This window comes from Modestobacter sp. VKM Ac-2978, from assembly GCF_026968025.1.
In the GTDB taxonomy this organism is placed as follows: Bacteria; Actinomycetota; Actinomycetes; order Mycobacteriales; family Geodermatophilaceae; genus Modestobacter.
On record NZ_JAPVBP010000003.1, the window covers coordinates 176,869 to 196,713 of the forward strand.

22 protein-coding genes are annotated in these 19,845 nt (G+C 73.9%); 12 read left to right on the plus strand and 10 right to left on the minus strand.

Annotation, left to right across the window (positions count from 1 at the left end; all coding sequences use genetic code 11):
• Positions 1-27: 27 nt before the first annotated feature.
• The 3 genes from fmdA to O2W53_RS08440 form a co-directional block, all read right to left on the minus strand.
• Positions 28-1,281 (minus strand): formamidase, encoded by a 1,254-nt coding sequence (gene fmdA / locus O2W53_RS08430; RefSeq protein ID WP_269162611.1) that lies wholly within the window; start codon positions 1,279-1,281, stop codon positions 28-30.
• A 62-nt stretch (positions 1,282-1,343) separates the two neighbouring features.
• Positions 1,344-2,003: an AmiS/UreI family transporter gene (locus O2W53_RS08435; RefSeq protein WP_269162612.1), complete on the minus strand. Its 660-nt coding sequence runs from the start codon at positions 2,001-2,003 to the stop codon at positions 1,344-1,346.
• Positions 2,004-2,055: 52 nt separating this feature from the next.
• The gene (locus O2W53_RS08440; protein ID WP_269162613.1) at positions 2,056-2,379 is read right to left on the minus strand and encodes an FmdB family zinc ribbon protein; all 324 of its coding nucleotides are present in this window, start codon (positions 2,377-2,379) and stop codon (positions 2,056-2,058) included.
• A 185-nt stretch (positions 2,380-2,564) separates the two neighbouring features.
• Between O2W53_RS08440 and O2W53_RS08445 the strand changes: the two genes are divergently transcribed.
• From O2W53_RS08445 to O2W53_RS08455, 3 genes are all read left to right on the plus strand, one after another.
• A complete protein-coding gene (locus O2W53_RS08445) occupies positions 2,565-2,765 on the plus strand; it encodes a hypothetical protein (RefSeq protein WP_269162614.1) in 201 nt (66 codons plus the stop codon).
• Between the two features lie 144 nt (positions 2,766-2,909).
• The gene (locus O2W53_RS08450) at positions 2,910-4,178 is read left to right on the plus strand and encodes an acyl-CoA dehydrogenase family protein (protein WP_269162615.1); all 1,269 of its coding nucleotides are present in this window, start codon (positions 2,910-2,912) and stop codon (positions 4,176-4,178) included.
• Between the two features lie 159 nt (positions 4,179-4,337).
• The gene (locus O2W53_RS08455) at positions 4,338-5,633 is read left to right on the plus strand and encodes an AI-2E family transporter (protein ID WP_269162616.1); all 1,296 of its coding nucleotides are present in this window, start codon (positions 4,338-4,340) and stop codon (positions 5,631-5,633) included.
• Here O2W53_RS08455 and O2W53_RS08460 read toward each other — a convergent pair.
• A complete protein-coding gene (locus tag O2W53_RS08460) occupies positions 5,590-8,292 on the minus strand; it encodes an ATP-binding protein (protein WP_269162617.1) in 2,703 nt (900 codons plus the stop codon). The two genes, O2W53_RS08455 and O2W53_RS08460, sit on opposite strands and share 44 nt — an antisense overlap.
• Positions 8,293-8,509: 217 nt before the next feature.
• On the opposite strand from O2W53_RS08460, the gene O2W53_RS08465 reads away from it, so the two are divergent.
• Entirely contained in the window at positions 8,510-8,887 is a 378-nt protein-coding gene (locus O2W53_RS08465) for an FKBP-type peptidyl-prolyl cis-trans isomerase (protein WP_269162618.1), read from the plus strand.
• 93 nt (positions 8,888-8,980) lie between these two features.
• Here O2W53_RS08465 and O2W53_RS08470 read toward each other — a convergent pair whose 3' ends face one another.
• Positions 8,981-9,685, minus strand: coding sequence for an SDR family oxidoreductase (locus O2W53_RS08470; protein ID WP_269162619.1), 705 nt, complete (start codon positions 9,683-9,685; stop codon positions 8,981-8,983).
• A 93-nt stretch (positions 9,686-9,778) separates the two neighbouring features.
• Here O2W53_RS08470 and O2W53_RS08475 point away from each other — a divergent pair, with 93 nt between their 5' ends.
• From O2W53_RS08475 to O2W53_RS08485, 3 genes are read left to right on the plus strand one after another with little or no spacing between them, the layout of a single operon-like run.
• Entirely contained in the window at positions 9,779-10,144 is a 366-nt protein-coding gene (locus tag O2W53_RS08475; protein WP_269162620.1) for a MerR family transcriptional regulator, read from the plus strand.
• 44 nt (positions 10,145-10,188) lie between these two features.
• The gene (locus O2W53_RS08480) at positions 10,189-10,473 is read left to right on the plus strand and encodes a DUF1905 domain-containing protein (RefSeq protein WP_269162621.1); all 285 of its coding nucleotides are present in this window, start codon (positions 10,189-10,191) and stop codon (positions 10,471-10,473) included.
• Between the two features lie 41 nt (positions 10,474-10,514).
• Positions 10,515-11,207: a DsbA family oxidoreductase gene (locus O2W53_RS08485; RefSeq protein ID WP_269162622.1), complete on the plus strand. Its 693-nt coding sequence runs from the start codon at positions 10,515-10,517 to the stop codon at positions 11,205-11,207.
• Between the two features lie 78 nt (positions 11,208-11,285).
• Here the strand turns inward: O2W53_RS08485 and O2W53_RS08490 are convergent, their stop codons facing one another.
• The 4 genes from O2W53_RS08490 to O2W53_RS08505 form a co-directional block, all read right to left on the minus strand.
• Positions 11,286-12,248, minus strand: coding sequence for an NAD(P)H-dependent flavin oxidoreductase (locus O2W53_RS08490; protein ID WP_269162623.1), 963 nt, complete (start codon positions 12,246-12,248; stop codon positions 11,286-11,288).
• Positions 12,249-12,290: 42 nt separating this feature from the next.
• Positions 12,291-12,791 carry an FBP domain-containing protein gene (locus tag O2W53_RS08495; protein ID WP_269162624.1) on the minus strand — a complete coding sequence of 167 codons (501 nt, stop codon included), beginning with the start codon at positions 12,789-12,791 and terminating at the stop codon, positions 12,291-12,293.
• Between the two features lie 123 nt (positions 12,792-12,914).
• Positions 12,915-13,157, minus strand: coding sequence for an acyl carrier protein (locus tag O2W53_RS08500; protein WP_269162625.1), 243 nt, complete (start codon positions 13,155-13,157; stop codon positions 12,915-12,917).
• A 107-nt stretch (positions 13,158-13,264) separates the two neighbouring features.
• Entirely contained in the window at positions 13,265-13,501 is a 237-nt protein-coding gene (locus O2W53_RS08505; protein WP_269162626.1) for a hypothetical protein, read from the minus strand.
• A gap of 81 nt (positions 13,502-13,582) precedes the next feature.
• Here O2W53_RS08505 and O2W53_RS08510 point away from each other — a divergent pair, with 81 nt between their 5' ends.
• Entirely contained in the window at positions 13,583-13,912 is a 330-nt protein-coding gene (locus O2W53_RS08510; RefSeq protein ID WP_036335844.1) for an ArsR/SmtB family transcription factor, read from the plus strand.
• Complete coding sequence (locus tag O2W53_RS08515; RefSeq protein ID WP_269162627.1) at positions 13,909-14,412, plus strand: SRPBCC family protein; 504 nt, start codon at positions 13,909-13,911, stop codon at positions 14,410-14,412. The genes O2W53_RS08510 and O2W53_RS08515 overlap by 4 nt, the downstream gene beginning before the upstream one ends.
• A gap of 67 nt (positions 14,413-14,479) precedes the next feature.
• Here O2W53_RS08515 and O2W53_RS08520 read toward each other — a convergent pair whose 3' ends face one another.
• Positions 14,480-15,655 (minus strand): NADH:flavin oxidoreductase/NADH oxidase, encoded by a 1,176-nt coding sequence (locus O2W53_RS08520; RefSeq protein ID WP_269162628.1) that lies wholly within the window; start codon positions 15,653-15,655, stop codon positions 14,480-14,482.
• Between the two features lie 206 nt (positions 15,656-15,861).
• On the opposite strand from O2W53_RS08520, the gene O2W53_RS08525 reads away from it, so the two are divergent.
• The 3 genes from O2W53_RS08525 to O2W53_RS08535 all read left to right on the plus strand — a co-directional run bounded on the left by O2W53_RS08525 (position 15,862) and on the right by O2W53_RS08535 (position 19,844).
• Positions 15,862-17,667 (plus strand): phosphoenolpyruvate carboxykinase (GTP), encoded by a 1,806-nt coding sequence (locus tag O2W53_RS08525; protein WP_269162629.1) that lies wholly within the window; start codon positions 15,862-15,864, stop codon positions 17,665-17,667.
• A gap of 184 nt (positions 17,668-17,851) precedes the next feature.
• The gene (locus O2W53_RS08530) at positions 17,852-19,099 is read left to right on the plus strand and encodes an MFS transporter (protein WP_269162630.1); all 1,248 of its coding nucleotides are present in this window, start codon (positions 17,852-17,854) and stop codon (positions 19,097-19,099) included.
• A 76-nt stretch (positions 19,100-19,175) separates the two neighbouring features.
• Positions 19,176-19,844, plus strand: coding sequence for an acVLRF1 family peptidyl-tRNA hydrolase (locus tag O2W53_RS08535; RefSeq protein ID WP_269162631.1), 669 nt, complete (start codon positions 19,176-19,178; stop codon positions 19,842-19,844).
• Position 19,845 lies beyond the last annotated feature (1 nt).

Consider the following 19,845-nt stretch of genomic DNA (forward strand, 5'->3'; position numbering starts at 1 on the left):
CTCGGGTCGGGTGGACGGTCGGGCGGGTCAGAAGCTCGACCGGGGGACGCCCATGCCGGGGTCGATCCGCGTCGGTCCGGACGCCGAGGGGGTGACGTCGATGTCGAAGATGCCGGTGGGGAGGTAGACGGTGGAGCAGGAGTTGGGGATGTCGACCACCCCGGACAGCCGGCCCTCGATCGGCGCGGCGCCGAGGATCATGTAGGCCTGCTCGGGCGACCAGCCGAACTTGGTCAGGTAGTCGATCGCGTGCAGGCAGGCCCGCTGGTAGGACAGGTGCGAGTCCAGGTAGCGCTGTTCGTCGTCCAGCGTCACCGACGTCCCGGAGAAGGCCAGCCACCGCTCGTACCGGGGGTCGACGTTGCCCGGCATGAAGATGGCGTTCTCGCTGACCCCGTAGGTCTCCATGCCGCCCTTGATCAGGTCGACGTGCAGGTCGATGAAGCCGCCCATCTCGATGGCGCCGCAGAAGGTGATCTCGCCGTCGCCCTGGGAGAAGTGCAGGTCGCCGAGCGACAGCTTCGCCCCGGGCACGAACACCGGGTAGAAGACCCGACTGCCCTTGGTCAGGTTCTTGATGTCCTGGTTGCCCCCGTTCTCCCGGGGCGGCGCGGTGCGGGCGGCCTCGCCGGCGACCCGGTCGTACTCCGCGCCCGTCAGGCCGGAGAGGACGGCGTCCTGCGGGAGGGGTGGCAGGGCCAGCGGGGGCACCCGGTCGGGGTCGGTGGCGATCAGGGCGCCCTCGCGGCGGTTCCAGCGGGCCAGCAGCTCCGCCGACGGCGCGGTGCCCATCAGGCCCGGGTGCACGATGCCGGTGAACGAGACGTGCGGGACGTGCCGCGAGGTCGCCGTCTGCCCGGAGAAGTCCCAGATCACCTTGTAGGCGTCCGGGAACTGGTCGGTGAGGAAGCCGCCGCCGTTCTGCCGGGCGAAGATCCCGGTGTACCCCCAGCCCTGCCCGGCCAGCGGGCCGGAGTCCTCCTGCGGGATCGGCCCCACGTCGAGGATGTCGACGATCAGCAGGTCACCGGGCTCGGCGCCCTCCACGGCGAAGGGCCCGCTCAGCACGTGCACCGTGGACAGCGGCGCGTCCCGGATGTCGTCGGCGGAGTCGTCGTTGTGGATGGCCCCGTCGAACCACTCGCGGCAGTCGACCCGGAAGGTGTCCCCGGGGCGGACGGTCACCTGGGCGGGGATGTCGGGGTGCCAGCGGTTGTGGCCGAGGTGCTGCTGCTCGGTGAACGGCTTGCTGGAGTCGAGGGGGAACAGGCGCTCGGGCATGGTCTGGCTCCTGGGCTCGGGTCTGGCTGCGGGGCGGTCGGCCGACGGCTCGGGGGCGGGCCTCACCTCCGCCGGTCGGCGGGCGCGTCCGGCACGGGCTGCTCTTCCACGACGTTGCCGTGCACCTGTGTGCTGCGCCGGTCGCGGAACGCGGGAAACAGGGCCAGGGAGAGCAGCAGGACGACGGCGAGCACGATCGCCGCTGTCGTCACGTTCTCCGCCCACACGCCGGTCAGCAGCAGGAACGCGGGGACGGCGCAGGTGAAGACCCCGGCGACGACGGCGACCAGCCCGGTGAACCGGGTGAGCTCCTCCCGCCCCAGCCCGAGCACCAGGAAGAACAGCGCCCACAGCACCGCCCAGTACAGCCAAATGACCCCGAAGGCCGGGTCGTCCAGCCGGCCGAAGTTCAGCCCCGCGTAGACCACGGCGCAGGCCGCCACGAAGGCGGAGAACCAGCCGAGCCCGGTGCCGTCCAGGCCGCGGGTCAGGTTCAGGCCCACGTAGAGGTAGGTGAAGCCGAACAGGTAGAGCCCGGAGGCGCCGAGGACCACGTCCGGGTCGCCGCCGGAGGTGATGATCAGGTAGGTGGGCGTGAACACCTGCAGCGCGCCGACGAAGAAGTTCAGCGGTGCGGCCGCCCGGGCGTCCACCCGGCCCAGGAGCATCAGGCCGTTGACGATCAGGACCGCTCCGACGTACAGCAGGCCGACACTGGCCATCTCGGCCCCTCCCCTCTCGTGCAGTCGATCGGGATCTGCGGAGGGCCCGCCCTCAGGGCCGGGGCAGCCGGCTCAGCGCCGGGTTGCGCAGCACGTCGGCCCGTCGGCCGGGACGCGGCCCCGGAGGCGGGGCGGAGACGACGTCGGGCTGGTCGCCGGTGCGCTCGGTCCGCTCGATCAGGGCCCGGCGCACCGGGGAGCCGAAGGAGAGGCGGGGAGCGGTGAAAACCCGCGCGGCGGTCGACCCGCAGGCCGGGCACTCGACCGCAGCGGGGGCGGCGCCCATCGCGCACCGGGTCTCGGTCGTGCCGTGGTCGGGGCAGCGGTACAGGTAGACGGCGATGTCGCACCTCCGGTCACACCGGCGGAGGGGCACGGGGCCCTCCGGACCAGGCGCACGCTCGTCCCGCCCACCGGAGGGGGTCAAGGCGATGGGGATCCGGGGGAGGCCCCCGCCCCGGAGCGTGACGGCGCGTCGTGACGCACCGGATGGACATCGTCGTGGAACCGGCGGCCGGGCGAGATGCGGCCTACGTTGTCACCCACCGAACAGGAGCACCCATGACCAGACGGACGCTGCACACGAGACGGGCCATGATCGCCGGTCTGGCCGTCTCGGTCTTCCTGACGGTCATGACCACCCTGCAGGCGCCACCAGGGAGCCGCCTCGCGAGCTTCGTCCTCACCGCGGCTGCCTGTGCCGTCCTGGTGACCTCGGTGCTCCTCACCGCGCGAGCTGTCCAGGGACGACAGGGGCGTTGACACCCGGTGGGCGCGCTCCCGCGCTCGCTGAGCGGGCCGGTCCGTCACGCGATGGCTGTGTTGCCTCGGTCACGTAGGGGTGCGTCGGGCACGTTGTTACCCGACAGTAGGGCGGACCGGAACCCGACCCAGGAGGCACCGACGATGACGTCGACCGCCAGCCGCCCCGCCGAGACCGACGACACCTGGCTGCCCGAGCCACCCGTCCTGCGCTCCCCGTGGCACACGCCCGAGCGGGCCGCGCTGATGGAGCAGGCCCGCCGGTTCGCCATGGACGAGGTGCTGCCGGTCGCGAACGAGCTCGACCCGCAGAAGGGCGAGATCCCGCAGCGCCTCCTCGAGCGGCTCGGTGAGCTGGGGTGGTTCGGCGTCACCGTCCCCGCGGCCGACGGTGGGCTGGGGCTCGGCGTCTTCGAGTACTGCATGGTCAGCGAAGAGCTGGCCCGGGCGTGGATGAGCGTGGCCAGCATCCTGGCCCGGTCCCAGGGCATGGGGACGGCGGTCGCCGACCCCGACCGACGCCGTGAGCTGCTGCGGCGCAGCGCCGGTGGGTCCTGGATCGGCGCGGTGGCGCTGTCGGAGCCCGAGGCCGGGTCGGACCTGGCCAACGTGCAGACCCGCGCGGTGCGCGACGGCGACGAGTGGGTGGTCACCGGGCACAAGCGCTGGTGCGGCAACGCCAAGGCCGCCGACTTCATCCAGGTGCTGGTCCGGGTGGCCGACCCGCAGCCGGGGGAGTCCCGCTCTCGCGGCCTGCGGAACCTGCTGCTGGTCAAGGAGCGCGGCTCGTTCCCGCCGGGGCTGTCCGGCTACGCCATCGACAAGGTCGGCTACCACGGCTTCCTGACCTGGGACCTCACCTTCGACGGGGTCCGCATCCCGGCCGCGGACCTCATCGTCGGCCCGGGTGAGGGCGGCGGGTCCGACAGCAGCGGCGACTCCGGCGCCGGCTTCCGCGAGGCGCAGGCCTTCCTGAACACCGCCCGGGTGCACACCGCCGCCCGCGCCGTCGGCCTGGCCCGGGCCGCGGTCGAGGACTGCGTGCTCTACCTGCAGGAGCGCGCCCAGTTCGGTCACCCGATCGGCGACTTCCAGGCGCTGCGCTTCACGCTGGCCGACATGGCCGCCCAGGTGGAACAGGCGCGGGCGTTCTACCGCCAGGTGGCGCACCTGCTCGACGAGGGCGTGCCGTGCGAGAAGGAGGCGGCGATGGTGAAGCTGCAGGCCACCGAGATGGCGGTGCGCGTCACCAACCAGGCCATGCAGCTGCACGGCGGCAACGGCTACACCACCGAGCGGCAGGTCGAACGGCACTGGCGGGACGCGCGGCTGACCACGATCTTCGAGGGCACCAGCGAGATCCAGAAGCGGATCATCAGCAACACCATGCTGCCGCGCAGCCCGCTGGGCTGACCGGCTGCGGCCGTGCGTGTCGGCGGCGGCGCGGTCGGGCAGGAAGGGTGCCGGGACCGGCGACGTCGCAGACGCCTCCGCCCGGTGCCCCGACTCGCCCACCTCCTCAGCCACGGGAGGCCCGCACCGACCCGAGTCGCCCCGGTGGAGGAGATGCACGTGTCAGCGGACCCCGATCAGCGCCCGTCGGCAGGCTCGCCGACCGACCCGCCCGCCGGTGGGCAGGCGGGGACGGCGACCGACGCAGGTGTGCCCGCCGGGGTCCGGACCGCCGGGATGTGGTGCGTCTGGACCCTCGCGATCGGCGCCGTCGTCTACTTCGCGGTGCAGCTGGCCGTCGTGCTCGGCACCGTGGTGCTCACCTTCCTGGCCGGTCTGCTGCTGACCGCGCTCATGCGGCCGGTCGTCTCCTGGCTGGACCGGGGCGGGCTGCCCCGCCTTGCGGCCACCTGGCTGGTGATGGTGGTCTTCCTCGCCCTGCTGGGCGGGGTCGTCTACTTCCTGCAGCAGCAGGTCGCCGGGCAGCTGGCCAGCCTGCGGCCCACCCTCGCCAGCGGACTGGACCGGCTGCGCAGCAGTCTGGTCGAGACGGTCGGCCTGTCCCCGCAGCGGGTCAACTCGCTCATCGACGGGCTGATCAGCCAGGTGGCCCCCAGTGGGGCCGGGGCCGGTGCACCCGGGCCGGGGATGCTGCTGAGCGGCGCCACGGCGGCCATCTCCGTCGCGGCCGCGCTGGTCCTCGCCCTGTTCACCGCCTTCTGGCTGGTCTACGACGGGGCCCGGATCTGGCGGTTGTGCCTCCGGCTCGTGCCGGCCGACCGGCGTGCGGCTGCCGACGCCGCCGGGAACGGCGCCTGGAAGACCCTGGGTGGCTACCTGCGGGGGACCACGATCGTGGCGTTGATGGACGCCGTCGGCATCGGCCTGGCCCTGGTGCTCATCGGCGTGCCGCTGCCCTTCGCCCTGGCCGTGCTCACCTTCCTCGGTGCGTACGTCCCGGTCGTCGGCGCCTTCGTGGCGGGGCTGGCCGCCGTGCTGGTGGCCTACGCCTCGGGTGGGCTGACCGAGGCGCTGTGGGTGCTCGCTGCGGTGGTGGTGGTGCAGCAGGTCGAGGGCAACCTCCTGCAGCCGCTGATCATGCGGCGGACGGTGTTCCTCCACCCCCTGGGGATCGTCTACGCGCTCACGGTCGGCGGCCTGCTGTGGGGGATCGCCGGGGCGGTCGTCGCCGTCCCGCTGACCGCCGTCCTCTACGCGATCGCCGTGGCCCTGGCCGGTCGGCACGGCGAGGAGGACGCCGACCCGCGGCCCCGTGGGCTCCGGCTCCGGTTCGGGCCCGGCGGCGCGTCCCGGCGCGAGGTGTCGGCTGCCGCGGGCCGGCCGGCGGGGGACGGCGCAGGCAGCGGAGGAGCTAGCCGCCGGGGTGGAGCGGCGGAGGCGCCGGGCGACTCCTGATGGTCACGGTGGTGCCCTCCGGGCTGGGGACGACGGTGATGTCGGCGAACGCGCTCATCAGCGTCGAGCCGCGCCCGCGGTCCATGCTCGGCACCCGTTCCCGCCACTGCCCGTGGTCGCGCACGGTGATCTCCACGCCGTCCACGGACGCCTCGACGGTCACGTCGACGACGGGCTCGGTGGGGTCCTGGGCGTGTTCGACCGCGTTGGTGGCCGCCTCGCAGGCGGCCAGCAGCAGGTCGTAGACCTGGTCCTCGTCCAGCCCGGCGTCGATCAGCACCCGGCGCAGGGCCCGCCGGAGCCCGGGGATCGCCCGGGGGGTGGCGGGGAACCGCCAGTGCTCGCGGAGCACCGGTGCGGCCGTCGGTGCCGGGGTCGTGGCCGGCGGCCGGCAGGCCGGCACCAGCGCGCGGACCTCGGCCGGTCCGGCCGGCACGACCGGCGACGGTGGGAGCGGGAGGGCGGGGACGGGACCGGCGTCGGTGCGGGCGCGGGCGCCTGCACTGCGCTCGACCGCGACGCGCACCCGGGCGATCAGCTCAGCGGCCTGGAACGGCTTGGCGAGGTAGTCGTCGACCCCGGCCGTGAAGCCCTCGACCGCGGCCTCCTGCCCGGCCCGGGCGGTCAGCATGATCACCGGGATGCTGGAGGTGGCCGGGGCGGCCCGCAGCCGGCGGAGCAGCTCGAAGCCGTCGACGCGCGGCATCATCACGTCGGTGAGGACGACGTCGGGCTGCTGCTCGGCGACGGCCGCCAGCGCCTCCTCGCCGTTGGTGCAGGTGCGGACCCGCCAGATCGGCGCCAGCAGCCGGGTGAGGTAGGTGCGCATGTCGGCGTTGTCGTCGACGACCAGCACCGTGGCGGTGGCGCCTGCGGGGGTGGCGGGCAGCTGGTCGGGGGTCACGTCGGCGATCCAGGAGGCGGCGGTGCCGTGCGCGGCGGCCGAGGGGGCGACCGAGGACGCCGGGTCGGCGGGGGCGTCGGGGCTGCCGTAGGGGATGGTGACGGTGAAGGTGCTCCCGGCGCCGGGCTCGCTGTCCACCGTCACGGTGCCGCCGTGCAGGCCGACCAGCTCGCGGACCAGGGCCAGACCGATGCCGGTCCCCTCCCGGTTGCGGGCCAGGGACCCCTGCACCCGGTGGAAGCGGTCGAACACCAGCGGCAGTTCGGCTGCGGGGATGCCGATCCCCGTGTCGGCGACGGTGAGCACCACCGCATCGGCCCCGCCCCGCAGCGTCAGCTCGATCCCGCCGACGAAGGTGTACTTGACCGCGTTGGAGAGCAGGTTGAGCACCACCTTCTCCCACATCCGCGGGTCGACGTGCACCCGGCGGTCCAACGGGGGGCAGTCGACGGTCAGGCTCAGTCCGGCCCGTTCGGCGGCGGCCCGCAGCACCCCGGCCAGCTCGGCGGTGAAGGCGGCGACGTCGGTCGGCACGCGCACCGCGCCGGCCCGGCCGGCCTCGATGCTGGCGAAGTCCATCAGGTCGTTGACCAGGCGCTGCAGTCGCTGCCCGTTGCGCAGGGCCAGGCCCAGCTGGTCGCGGGTGGCGCGGGGCAGCGGGCTGGTGGTGTCGGCCAGCACGTCGCTGATCGGCCCGAGCAGCAGGGTGAGCGGGGTGCGCAGCTCGTGGCTCACGTCGGAGAAGAACGCCGTCTTCGCCCGGTCGAGCTCGGCCAGCGACTCGGCTCGCCGCCGCTCGTCCTCGAACGCCCGGGCGTTGCCCAACGCGCTGGTGAACTGCCCGGCGACGAGGTCCAGGAAGGTGCGGTACTCGGCGTCCAGGGCGCGGTTCGGGCTGACCCCGGCGACCAGGACGCCGATCCGCTCCTCGTCCACGGCGCCGCCCAGCGGCAGCACGACGGCGTCGCCGACCGGGTCCTGCCAGAACCCGCCGACCAGCCCGAGCCCGGCGACCGGTCCGGGCAGCTCGGCGGCGTCGGCGACGGAGGCGGGCAGCAGCTCGGCCGAGCAGCCGACCGTGCCGGCCCGCCGGAGGCCGTCGCCCCCGTCGAGGTAGACCGCCGCGAACGGGACGTCGAGCGGATCGCTGCCCAGGGTGTGGCACAGGGCGGCGAGCACCGCCTGCTCGTCGCCCCGTTCGGCCTCGGTGCAGGAGAGCTCGTGCAGCAGCTGCTGACGCCGTTCGCCGAGCACCTCGTTGGTCACCTCGGTGCAGACGGCGTGCATCCCGGCGACCAGCCCGTCGTCGCCGAACGCCGGGGCGTGGGAGACGGTGAAGTAGGTCTCCTCGCGGTAGCCGGCGCGCTCGAGCAGCAGCGGCAGCCGGGGCAGCCAGGTGGCCTCCCGGGTGGTCATCGCGTGCTCGACCGGGCCCTGGAGGACGTCCCACCCCTCGGCCTGGGTGACCCGCAGGTCGCCACCGAGGGCCCCGGGGTGCTTGGCGCCGATCAGGGTGGCGTAGCCGTCGTTGTACAGCTGGGTGTACTGCGGGCCCCAGGTGAGGATCATGGGGAAGCGCGAGGCCAGGATGGTGCGGACGGCGTAGCGGAGGCTCGCCGGCCAGCCCTCGACCGGGCCCACCGGCGTGGCGGACCAGTCGAGCCCGGCCATCAGCCGGCCGGTCTCGCCGCCACCGGCGAAGATGTCGGCGGCACCGGGAGCACCCGACGCAGCCGAGGTCGCATCGGGGGCCACGCACACCTCCAGCCTGGACACCAGCACGCCTGCGGACCCGGACAGCCCGGGCAGGGCTGTACTCGGCGGCGGTCACCAGCGACCCACCCGCGACGTGCAACCTACCTCCGGGGGTCTGCCCGGCCCCGGAGGCCAGCTGTGCCCCCAGGCCGCCGGGCGGGTTGGATGGGGGCAGAACCGCCGGGAGAGCCCTGGCGCCGACCCCGAGGAGACCCCCGTGGCAGAGCTGACCCGCCCCGACGTCGAGCCCCCCACCGGACCCGTCCCGTCCGACCTGGTGATCGAGGACCTGGTGGTCGGTGACGGCCCCGAGGCCACCGCCGGCAGCCTGGTGAGTGCGCACTACGTGGGCGTCACCCACGACGGCGGCGAGCAGTTCGACGCCTCCTGGGACCGCGGCGACCCGTTGGAGTTCCGCATCGGCGTCGGCATGGTCATCCAGGGCTGGGACGAGGGCATCGTCGGCATGAAGGTCGGCGGCCGCCGCCGGCTGACCATCCCGCCGCACAAGGCCTACGGCGAGCGTGGCGCCGGCGGCGTCATCAAGCCCGGCGCCACCCTGGTCTTCGTCGTCGACCTCGTCGGCGTCCGCTGAGGAAGGGCCCCGACGGCCCCACCGTTCGCAGGCTTGCGGCGGGCCCCTGCAACGGGGCCGCCCGGGCTCGGCGGTGGGGCCGCGGGCCCTGCCTCAGATCGCGAGCTGGCTGTAGAAGTCGCGCGGGTCGGCGGCCAGGCCGGCCTTGACGCCCCGGCTCCAGTCGTCGACCAGCACCTCCCAGTCGCCGGCCTGGACGCCGTCGAGCGCAGCCCGGACGACGTCGGCCGGGTTGCTCATCGGGCCGGTGTAGCCGGCCATCATGTCGGTGTCGGCGGCTCCCAGCACGACCCCGGTGACCGAGGTGCCCTGCTCGGTGAGCTCGATCCTGACGCCGTTGGTCAGGCTCCACTCCGCGGCCTTGGCGGCGCTGTAGGCGTTGGCGCCGGCGGTGGAGAACCAGGAGAGCGCCGAGAGCACGTTGGCGATCGCGCCCCCGCCGTTGCGGGCGAGCACCGGAGCGAACGCCCGGATGACGCCCAGCGTGCCGAAGAAGTGCGTCTCCATCTCCAGCCGGACGTCGGCCAGGTCACCGGTGACGAGGTCGGCCCGGGTGGTGAGGCCTGCGTTGTTGACCAGCAGCGTGACGTCGCCGGCGGCTGCTGCGGCGGCGGCGATCGACTCCGGGTCGGTGACGTCCAGCCGCAGCACCTCCACACCGGGGACGTCGACGAGCTCGGGGCGGCGGGAGGTCGCGTAGACCTTCGTGGCCCCGCGCTCGAGCAGCTGCTGGGCGAAGTGGCGGCCGAGGCCGCGGTTGGCGCCGGTGACGAGGGCGACCGATCCGGTGATGTCCATGGTGTTCTCCTTGTGTCGGCGGGATCTGTGAGGGACGCTAAGACCTGACGTTGACGTCAGAGGCAAGGGTGATCTGGGCCACCGGGAGGACCTGTGCGGATCGGTGAGGTCGCTGCCGCGGCGGGCGTGAGCGTGCGGGCGTTGCGCTACTACGAGGAGCAGGGGCTGCTGGAGGCCGAGCGCAGCCCCAGCGGTCAGCGCCGGTACCCGGAGGGCGCGGTGGACCGGGTGCACTTCATCCAGCAGCTCTACGCCGCCGGGCTGACCAGCAAGGACGTGCTGGAGCTGCTGCCGTGCGTGCACACCGGCGTGGCCACGCCGGCGATGATGGACCGGCTGGTCGAGCAGCTCGACGGCATCGACCGGCAGATCGCCGAGCTCACCCGGGCCCGCGAGCGGCTGGCCGAGATCATCCGCATCGGTGCCGAGTACGTGCCGGCGGTCGAGGCCGCCTCCTGACGCGACGCCGATGAGTTCTCGGCGGGTCGGCAGTCCTCTCCTGCATGACCACCACATCCCAGCCCGTCGACGCCGCCTTCTCCTGCGTCATCGCCAAGGACGGCGCCTTCCCCACCTACCTGGAGCTCCCCGGTTCGGCAGAGGTGCTGGGCACCCGGCGGGCGGTGCGCGTCGCCGGGACGCTGGACGGCCACCCGTTCGCCGCCACCCTGATGCCCTCGGGTCGGGGGCCGCACTGGTTGCCGCTGAAGAAGGCGCTCTGCGCCCAGATCGGCAAGAGCGAGGCCGGCGCCCCGGTGCAGGTCCACCTGGCGGAGCGCGCCGGCTGAGCAGTCGGAATGCCGTGGCCAGGCCGGGGGTTTGGGGAGGCATGCAGGTCGAGGTGTGGTCCGACGTCGTGTGCCCGTGGTGCTACATCGGCAAGCGCAAGCTGGAGACGGCGCTCTCCCGCTTCCCGCACGCCGACCAGGTCGAGGTGGTCTGGCGCTCCTTCCAGCTCGACCCGAGCGTGCCCGAGGGGCACACCGAGCCGACGCTGCCGGCGCTGGCGGCCAAGTACGGCCGCAGCGTCGAGGAGATGGCCGGCCAGATGCGCCGGGTCGAGGAGGTCGCCGCCGCCGAGGGGCTGGACTACGACCTCGTCCAGGGGGTCAGCGGCAACACGCTCCTCGCCCACCAGCTCCTCCACCTCGCCGCCGAGCGGGGCCTGGGCGGGGCGATGAAGGAGCGGCTGCTGCACGCGCACTTCACCGAGCGCCGCTCGGTGTTCGACGTGGACGCGCTGGTGCCCCTCGCCGTCGAGGTGGGGCTGGACGAGACCGAGGTGCGCGCCGCGCTGGCCGACCACCGGTACCTGCCCGCCGTCCAGCAGGACATCGAGACCGCCCGGGCGCTCGGCGCGACCGGCGTCCCCTTCTTCGTCGTCGACCGCGCCTACGGCGCCTCCGGGGCGCAGCCGGCCGAGACGCTCCTGCAGCTGCTCGAGCGGGCCTGGGCCGACACCCACCCGCTCACCACCGTCCCCGCCGCCGAGGGCTGCGCGGACGGCAGCTGCGCCGTCTAGGTCGCTCTGCACGCGTTCCGGCCACTTCGCATGCGTCGCAGCACGTGCAGAGTGGGGGAAGCGCGTGCAGAGCGCCGCTCAGCCGAGCAGGCGGGGAGCGCGTTCCAGGGCCTTGCGGGCACCGCCAGCGAGCCGGCGGACGACGTCGGTCGCCGACTCCTCGGTGGTCACCAGCCCGACCGACTCCCCGGCGTAGACCGGGGCGTGGTCCAGGTCGCCCTCCTCCCGGGCCCGCCGGACCAGGTCGGCCGCCGCGGTGTCGCCGCGCAGCTCGGTCTCCCGGCCGTGCCAGAGCTGGGTGAACTCGTTGGCCAGTGCCCGCCCGGGCCAGCGAGCCGGCCAGGGCAGACCCTGGGCGACGTCGAAGGCGCTGGTCAGCACGGTGGAGTCGCCCCCGGCGGCCCGGACACGCGCCCGGGCGGCCGGGGTGTTGGCCGCCTCGGTGCAGGACAGGAACGGGGTGCCGATCCAGGCCCCGGCGGCGCCGGCGATGAGGACGGCGGCCAGGCCGGCACCGGTCGCCACCCCGCCGGCGGCGAGCACCGGCCGGTCGGTCGCGGCCAGCACCTCCTGCAGCAACGGCAGGGTGGCCCGCTGCCCGGTGTGCCCGCCGGCCTCGGTGCCCTGTGCCACGATCACGTCGGCCCCGGCCTCCAGGGCGCGATCCAGGTCGGCGCGTGAGTTCACCGCGGTGGCCACCGCGATCCCGGCGTCGTGCAGCGGCCCGACGAAGGGCGCCGGGTCGCCGAAGGAGACCGAGACCAGCGCCGGTTCGGTGGCGATCGCCGCGGCCAGCAGCTCGGGGCGCTGCTCCAGGGCCCAGGCCATCAGGCCGACGCCGAAGGAGACGTCAGCCTCCGCGGGCAGCCGCGCCTGCTCGGCGACCCACTCCACCGGGGTGTCCGAGCCGACGCCGATCATGCCGAGCCCGCCGCCGAGGGAGACGGCCCGGGCGAGTTCGCCGCCGGCCACCCCGGCCATCGGAGCACCGAAGACCGGGACGTCGAGGTCGAACCAGCGGGTCAGCGGGGTCTTGATCACCGGCCCATCGTCGTCCCTCGGCTCGGGGAGTGCAGCGGGCGGTCAGCGGCGGGTGACGTCGGCGGTGAAGGCCTGCAGCCGCTTGTGCAGCCCCACGACCTGCTCCTCGACCGCGAGGGCCTGGAGCTCCTCGTCCAGGTGCAGGGCCGACGGCGGGACGGCGGTCACCCGGCTCGCGCAGTCCAGGTCGGCGCAGATGTAGGTGCCCACGGTGTTGCCGTTGCGCCCGGCCGCGCCGACCCGCCGGGCGGTGAACAACGAGACGTCGGCGGCCGACTGCACCGAGTGGCACAGCAGGCACATCGCCGAGCGGCGGCTGGACATCTTCGTGTCCGCGGCGCGCAGGGCGACACCGACCGGTTCGCCGTCCCGTTCGTGCACCAGGTAGCCGCGCAGCTCGGCCTTCGCGTCCCGCCACCCGAGCACGTCCAGCGACGCCCAGTCCAGCTCGGCGAGGTCGCGGGGTGGCGTGAGGGCGGCGGCCTCGCTCCGGGAGCAGTTGACCATCGAGCGGCGGATGGCCGCCTCGGTCAGGGCGTGCACGGGAGCCTCCAGGGGCGTCGGGACGGGACGGCCGCAGAGGTTACGTACCGCGCCCGTCCCGTCGCACCCGGATTTCCCGGCGCCTGCGCTCCACCAAAATGGCCATTTTGGTGGAGCACGGCGTCAGGTGGTGGCTGGGCCGCCGTGCTCGGTGCCGGCCAGCGTGCGGAGCAGCTCGTGGGCGCGCTCGGCGCGCTGCGAGTCCTGCTCCATCACCTCGCGGAAGAACGAGGCGACGTCGTCCAGGTTGGCGTTCTCGGCATCCCGGACGTACTGGCCGTAGTCGTGCCCGGCCTTCAGGGAGTGGTACTGGACGGAGATCAGGTCGAACGTGACGTCGGCGAAGCCGGTCTCACCGGTGGCCATGGGTCCTCCTCAGGAGTGCGCATGGGGCCGTTGCTGAGCCTCGGGATCTGACCTCGTCGCGCTACCCCGCCCACGGGCGGGTGACACGCGAGTCGGACCGTTCCGTCTCAGGTCTGGTCGTTGGTCGGCGCCTCGCCCACCGCGCCGGCGAAGCCGCCGGTCACGTCACCGCCGCCGGCCTCGTCGGCCTCGGTGCGGGACGAGGCGAGCTCGTCCTCGCCGGTCGAGACCTGGTCGTCCTCGGTGGAGGCGAGGTCCTCGCCCTCGCCGAGGGCGCCGGGGTCGGCCTGCAGCGTGCGAGGGTCGTTGAGGGGGTCGGGGACGTCGGGATCGGTGACGGTCATGGTCCGACCGTGCCCCGGTGGTGCGCCGTCCGAACGTGCGTAACTGGACAGTTAAGTAAGCCACCTGTTACATATCTGGCCGTGGAGGCACTCGCGGCCCTGGCCGACCCGACCCGGCGGCAGATCGTCGCCCTGCTCGCCGCCGGGGAGCAGGGCGCAGGTGAGCTGGCCGGGCAGTTCCCGGTCAGCCGCCCGGCGATCAGCCGGCACCTGCGGGTGCTCCGCGAGGCCGGGCTGGTGCAGGTCCGGGCCGAGGGGCAGCGCCGGGTGTACGCGCTGGACCCGCGGCCGCTGTCGGAGCTCGACGCCTGGCTGGCCCCCTACCGGCGGCTGTGGGCGCAGCGGCTGGACGCGCTGGACACCGAGATCGCCCGCGGACGGCGGGCCCGAACGCAGGAGGACGGTCGATGACGACACCGGACGAGCGGCTGGGGCAGGTCACCGAGCTGCCCGAGGGCGTGCGGCTGCAGTTCCGCCGCAGCTGGCCGGACCCGATCGAGGACGTCTGGGCGGCGCTCACCGAGCCCGACCGGATGGCTCGCTGGATCGGCACGTACGAGGGGGAGCGCCGGGCCGGCGGCTCGGGCACCTTCACGATGACGCACGAGGAGGCGCCGATCGGCGAGCCGATGCGGATCGTGGAGTGCGCGGCGCCGCACCGGCTGGTGGTCGACTGGGACACCGAGGAGGGCTGGCGGGTCGAACTGGACCTGACCGCTCAGGACGGCGAGACGGTGCTGCTGTTCACCCAACTGTTCGCCCCGGGCACCGAGGTGACCGACTACGTGCTGGGCTGGCACTGGTACCTGGACAAGTTCGACGCCGAGGTGGGCGACCGGCCGGCGCCCGGTGACTGGGACGGCTTCCTCGCCGGCACCGGGCCCGCCTACGGGCGCTCGCCGCAGGCCTGAGCCGGCCGACCGTGGAGCCGGGGTGCGCCGCGGCTCCACGGTCGAGCAGGTGGCTCAGCCCCGAGGGTCAGCCTCGAGGCGTCGAGGCCGGCTCATGGACCCGGACCGGGTCCGGGCCGGTCCACGGGCCCAGCCGGCCCAGCAGGCGGTCGCGGGAGGCCAGTCGCGGGCCGGCCTGCACCGGGTAGGCGTCGTAGGAGCTGGTCAGCGCTCGGGCGGCGTGCAGGGCGAAGTTCGCGTCGTCCTGCGCCTCGCGGGCGACGGCGACCAGGTCGGCCTGGCCGGTGGCGACGACGGCGTCGGCCTGCTGCGGGTCGACGACCAGGCCCACGGCCATGGTCGGGATGCCGACCTGCTCCTTGATCGCGGCGGCGAAGGGCACCTGGTAGCCGTAGCCGATCGGGTGCTCCCAGCCGGTGCCGATGCCCCCGCCGGAGACGTCGATCGCATCGACCCCGAGGGCCTTGAGCTCCCGGCAGAAGGCGATCGTGTCGGCCAGCGTCGTCCCCTCGCGGGTCGCGTCGACGGCGGAGACCCGGACCATCAGCGGCAGGTCGGCCGGCCAGACGGCGCGCACGGCCTCGACCACCTCGAGCGGGAACCGCATCCGGTTCTCCAGCGACCCGCCGTAGGCGTCGGTGCGGGTGTTGGTCAGCGGGGAGAGGAACTCGTTGAGCAGGTAGCCGTGCGCGGTGTGCACCTCGGCCACCTGGAACCCGGCGGTCAGCGCGCGGCGGGCGGCGGCGACGAACGCGTCGCGCACACCGGGCAGCTCCTCGGTCGTGAGCGCACGGGGGGCCGGCCAGCCCTCGCCCATCGGCACGCCGCTCGGGGAGACCGGCGTCCACGGGACGTCGCCGGGGCGGGCGTTCTCCGCGGTCACCGGGCCGTCGCCGTCCCACGGGCGCAGGGTGCTGCCCTTGCCGCCGGCGTGCGCCAGCTGGATGGCCGCGACGCTGCCGTGCTCGCGCAGGAAGGCGGCCACCCGGGCCAGGCCGGGCACCTGCTCGTCGTTCCACAGGCCGACGTCCCCGGGGCTGATCCGGCCGTCGGCCGTCACCCCGGTCGCCTCCACCATCACGAGGCCGAAGCCGCCGAGGGCGAACCGGCCCAGGTGCACCAGGTGGTAGTCGCCGACCACCCCGTCGGAGACGCAGTACTGGCACATCGGGGCCACCGCGAGGCGGTTGGGGAGGGTGACCCCGCGCAGGGTCAGGGGCTGCAGGAGCTGAGGGGTGCTCACGACCGCCGACAACCCGAGAGGGGCCCGATGGCATCCCGGGGGGAGGTACGTCACACTTCAGGTAGACGTTCTAGACGTACGCCTGGCAGGCGGTAGCCTGGCCCGATCCCCCGGCCCCAGCGTCGCGGCCGGGGGGCCGACACAGCGCCAGCGCCGGTGCGACACCCACGCCGGCGGCACCCGAAGGAGGAGACGCCGTGACTTCCGTGGCCATCCCAGGTCTCGAGAACGCCCCCACCACGCACGCCCGACTCCTCGCCTGGGTGCAGGAGATGGCCGAGCTGGCCCAGCCCGACCAGGTGGTGTGGGTCGACGGCTCCGACGAGGAGTGGGAGCGGCTCACCACTCGGCTCGTGGACGCCGGCACGTTCACCCGGCTGGCGAAGAAGCCCAACTCCTTCCACTGCGCCTCCGACCCCAGTGACGTCGCCCGGGTCGAGGACCGCACCTTCATCTGCTCGGTCGACGAGGCCGACGCCGGTCCCACCAACAACTGGATGGAACCGGCCGAGATGAAGGCCGTCATGACCGAGCTGTACCGGGGGTGCATGCGCGGCCGGACGATGTACGTCATCCCGTTCTGCATGGGCCCGGTCGAGGCCGAGAACCCCATGTTCGGCGTCGAGCTCACCGACTCCGAGTACGTCGTGGTCTCGATGCGGGTCATGGCCCGGATCGGCGGCCGGGTGCTCGAGGCGATGGGGTCCGACCGGCCGTTCGTGCCGGCGATGCACTCCCTCGGCGCCCCGCTGGAGGCCGGCCAGAACGACGTCCCCTGGCCGTGCAGCGACACCAAGTACATCGTGCACTTCCCCGAGGAGCGGGCCATCTGGTCCTACGGCTCCGGCTACGGCGGCAACGCCCTGCTGGGCAAGAAGTGCTACTCGCTGCGCATCGCCTCGGTCATGGCCCGGGACGAGGGCTGGCTCGCCGAGCACATGCTGATCCTCAAGCTCACCAGCCCGCGGCAGAAGACGTACTACGTCGCCGCGGCCTTCCCGTCGGCCTGCGGCAAGACGAACCTGGCGATGCTCGAGCCGACCATCCCCGGCTGGAAGGTCGAGACCCTCGGCGACGACATCGCCTGGATGCGCTTCGGCGAGGACGGCCGGCTCTACGCCCTCAACCCCGAGTACGGCCTCTTCGGCGTCGCCCCGGGCACCGGCTGGGACACCAACCCCAACGCCATGCGCACCATCGACCAGGGCAACTCGGTGTTCACCAACGTCGCGCTGACCGACGACGGCGACATCTGGTGGGAGGGGATGACCGACGACGCCCCCGCCCACCTGACCGACTGGAAGGGCCGGGACTGGACGCCGGACTCCGACGAGCCCTCCAGCCACCCGAACAGCCGCTTCTGCACCCCGATCACCCAGTGCCCGATCCTGGCCCCGGAGTACGAGGACCCGAAGGGCGTGCCGATCTCGGCGATCCTCTTCGGCGGACGCCGCAAGACCACGATCCCGCTGGTCAGCGAGGCCCGGGACTGGAACCACGGCGTGTTCATGGGCGCGACGCTCTCCTCGGAGACCACCGCGGCGGCCACCGGTGCCGTCGGCGTCGTCCGCCGCGACCCCTTCGCCATGCTGCCGTTCATCGGCTACAACGCCGGTGACTACTTCCAGCACTGGGTCGACACCGGCAAGCAGCACGACGCCAGCAAGCTGCCCCGGATCTTCTACGTGAACTGGTTCCGCCGGGACGACGACGGCGGCTTCCTGTGGCCCGGGTTCGGGGAGAACAGCCGCGTGCTCAAGTGGGTCGTCGAGCGCCTCGAGGGCACCGCGGCCGCCGAGGAGACCCCCGTCGGGCACGTGCCGACGCCGGACTCCCTCGACGTCTCGGGTCTGGGCATGACCCGCGAGCAGGTCGAGCAGGCGCTGCGCGTGGACAAGCAGGAGTGGCAGGCCGAGGTCCCGCAGATCACCGAGTGGTTCGAGAAGTTCGGCGAGAAGCTGCCCAGCACGATGTGGGACGAGTTGGAGATCCTCAAGAGCCGCCTGGCCTAGCGGCACGCCCCTCCGGGGGCCCACGGACCGGGTCGGCCGTCGCGGTGGCCGACCCTCGGACGAGGTCCCGCTCACCGACAGCGTCGTCGGGGGGCGGGACCTCGTCGCGTCCGGGATCCCGTCCGGCGACGCTCCCGTGCCCGTCCCGCGGGTGGCGATGCCGCCGGGTTAGCGTGGCGGGGGCGTGCCCATCCCCGTGACGGAGGCCAGTCCGCTCGTGCCCAACCCCTACCTGCACGTGCTGCGGACCCCGCATGCCCTGCCGATGGTGCTGGCCGCGTTCATCGGCCGGCTGCCGCTGTCGATGATCGGTCTGGGCAGTGTGCTGCTCGTCCAGTCCGAGACGGGCTCCTACGGCCTGGGCGGTGCGGTGGCCGCGGTCGGCGCGATCGCCACCGCGATCGCCGGGCCGGTGATCGGCCGGCTGGCCGACACCCACGCCCAGCGGCGGGTGCTGTTGGGCGTGCTGGCGATCTTCGTCGTCTCGGGGGTGGCCTTCCTCTGGTCGGTGCGCGGCGGCTGGCCGCTGTGGACGGTGTTCCTCTCCGCCGCCGCCGCCGGGGCGAGCATCCCGCCGGTCTCCTCGATGATCCGGGTGCGCTGGACCCACCTGCTCCGCGGCACCCCGCGGCTGCCGACCGCCCTGGCGATGGAGTCGGTGGTCGACGAGTTCGTGTTCATCGTCGGGCCGGTGCTGGTCACCTTCCTGTCCACCACCGGGCACACCACCTCCGGGGTCGTCACCGCGTTCACGCTGGCCGCCGTCGGCAGCCTGCTGTTCGCCGCGCAGGGGCACACCGAGCCGCCCCCGGCCGCGCACGGGCACCGGCGCGGGGCGTCGGCGATCCGGGTGCGAGGGCTGCGGGTGCTGTTCGTGGTGGGGGCCGCGGTCGGCGCCATCCTCGGCGCCCTGGAGATCGGCCTGGTCGCCTTCGCCGACGAGGTCGGTCAACGCTCGCTGTCCGGTCTGCTCATCGCCGGCCTGGCCGCCGGCTCGATGTTCGCCGGCATCGGCTGGGGCGTCGTGCACTGGAAGGTGCGGCTGCGGCACCGGTTGGTCGCCGCCCTCGTCGTCCTCACCGTGCTGACCGTGCCGCTGGTGCTGGTCACCAGCTACTGGCTGATGCTGCCGCTCGTGGTGGTCGCCGGCATCGCCGTCTCACCGTCGTTGATCAGTGCCTTCACCCTGGCCGAGGTGCTGGTGCCCCGCTCCGCGGTCACCGAGGCGTTCACCTGGATCGGCACCGCCCTCGCCCTCGGGGTGGCGATCGGGGCGTCGGCCGCCGGGAAGATCGTGGACACGGTCGGCGCCAACGCCAGCTTCCTGGTCGCCACGGTGGCGGCGGGACTGGCGGCGGTGGTGGTCGCCCTGTGGCAGCGGACCCTGCACGTGCCGGCTGAGCACGCCGCCTCCCCGGCGTTGGCGCACTGAAGGAGAACCCTCCTCCGGGGCCTGGGGTCGGACCCGGGAGCAGGCCGGGACGACGTGCGGCTGGGATGCTCGGCCGGTGACCGCACCCCGCCCCGCCGCCGGTGGCGGGCGATCGCTCGGGGTCGCCCCGGAGCGGCTGGACCGCTGGCTGGACGGCGTCGCCCGGCGGCACGGCGCGTTCACCGACGTCCGGGCCGACGAGGCGAGCGTGCTCACGGTGACCTGCCAGGACACCACCACGGTGCGGCTGACCGCCCCCTACGGCTGGACGCCGGGCCCCGCGCCGCTGACCGCCTTCAGCGCCGCGGCCAAGGTGCCGCGGCGAACCGCCGTCCTGCTGGTCCGGCGCGGCCGCTGGGCGGTCGGGGTGTTCGACGGCGCGGAACTCGTCGTCTCCAAGGTCGACTCCCGCCAGGTGCAGGGCCGCACCGCCGCCGGCGGGTGGTCGCAGCAGCGGTTCGCCCGGCGGCGCGGGCACCAGACCGACGCCGTCGTCAGCCATGCCGCGGACACCGCCGCCCGGGTGCTGCTGCCGCACGCCGGCACGCTCGCCGGCCTGGCCCCGGGCGGGGACAAGGGCCTGGCCGCGGAGGTGCTCACCGACCCGCGACTCCGCCGGCTGGCCGACCTCCCACGCCTGCCCGCGTTGGAGGTCGGCGAGCCGACCAAGGCCGTGCTGCTGGAGACCCCGGCCCAGTTCCGGGCCGTCCGGGTGCACATCGTGGAGCCCACCGACCGCACCTGAG

Excerpts from the sequence above, each read along its gene's own strand:
- fmdA (WP_269162611.1), bottom strand. The coding sequence starts at position 1,281 with ATGCCCGAGCGCCTGTTCCCCCTCGACTCCAGCAAGCCGTTCACCGAG.
- O2W53_RS08435 (WP_269162612.1), bottom strand. The coding sequence starts at position 2,003 with ATGGCCAGTGTCGGCCTGCTGTACGTCGGAGCGGTCCTGATCGTCAAC.
- O2W53_RS08445 (WP_269162614.1), top strand. The coding sequence starts at position 2,565 with ATGACCAGACGGACGCTGCACACGAGACGGGCCATGATCGCCGGTCTG.
- O2W53_RS08450 (WP_269162615.1), top strand. The coding sequence starts at position 2,910 with ATGACGTCGACCGCCAGCCGCCCCGCCGAGACCGACGACACCTGGCTG.
- O2W53_RS08470 (WP_269162619.1), bottom strand. The coding sequence starts at position 9,685 with ATGGACATCACCGGATCGGTCGCCCTCGTCACCGGCGCCAACCGCGGC.
- O2W53_RS08480 (WP_269162621.1), top strand. The coding sequence starts at position 10,189 with ATGACCACCACATCCCAGCCCGTCGACGCCGCCTTCTCCTGCGTCATC.
- O2W53_RS08485 (WP_269162622.1), top strand. The coding sequence starts at position 10,515 with ATGCAGGTCGAGGTGTGGTCCGACGTCGTGTGCCCGTGGTGCTACATC.
- O2W53_RS08500 (WP_269162625.1), bottom strand. The coding sequence starts at position 13,157 with ATGGCCACCGGTGAGACCGGCTTCGCCGACGTCACGTTCGACCTGATC.
- O2W53_RS08505 (WP_269162626.1), bottom strand. The coding sequence starts at position 13,501 with ATGACCGTCACCGATCCCGACGTCCCCGACCCCCTCAACGACCCTCGC.
- O2W53_RS08515 (WP_269162627.1), top strand. The coding sequence starts at position 13,909 with ATGACGACACCGGACGAGCGGCTGGGGCAGGTCACCGAGCTGCCCGAG.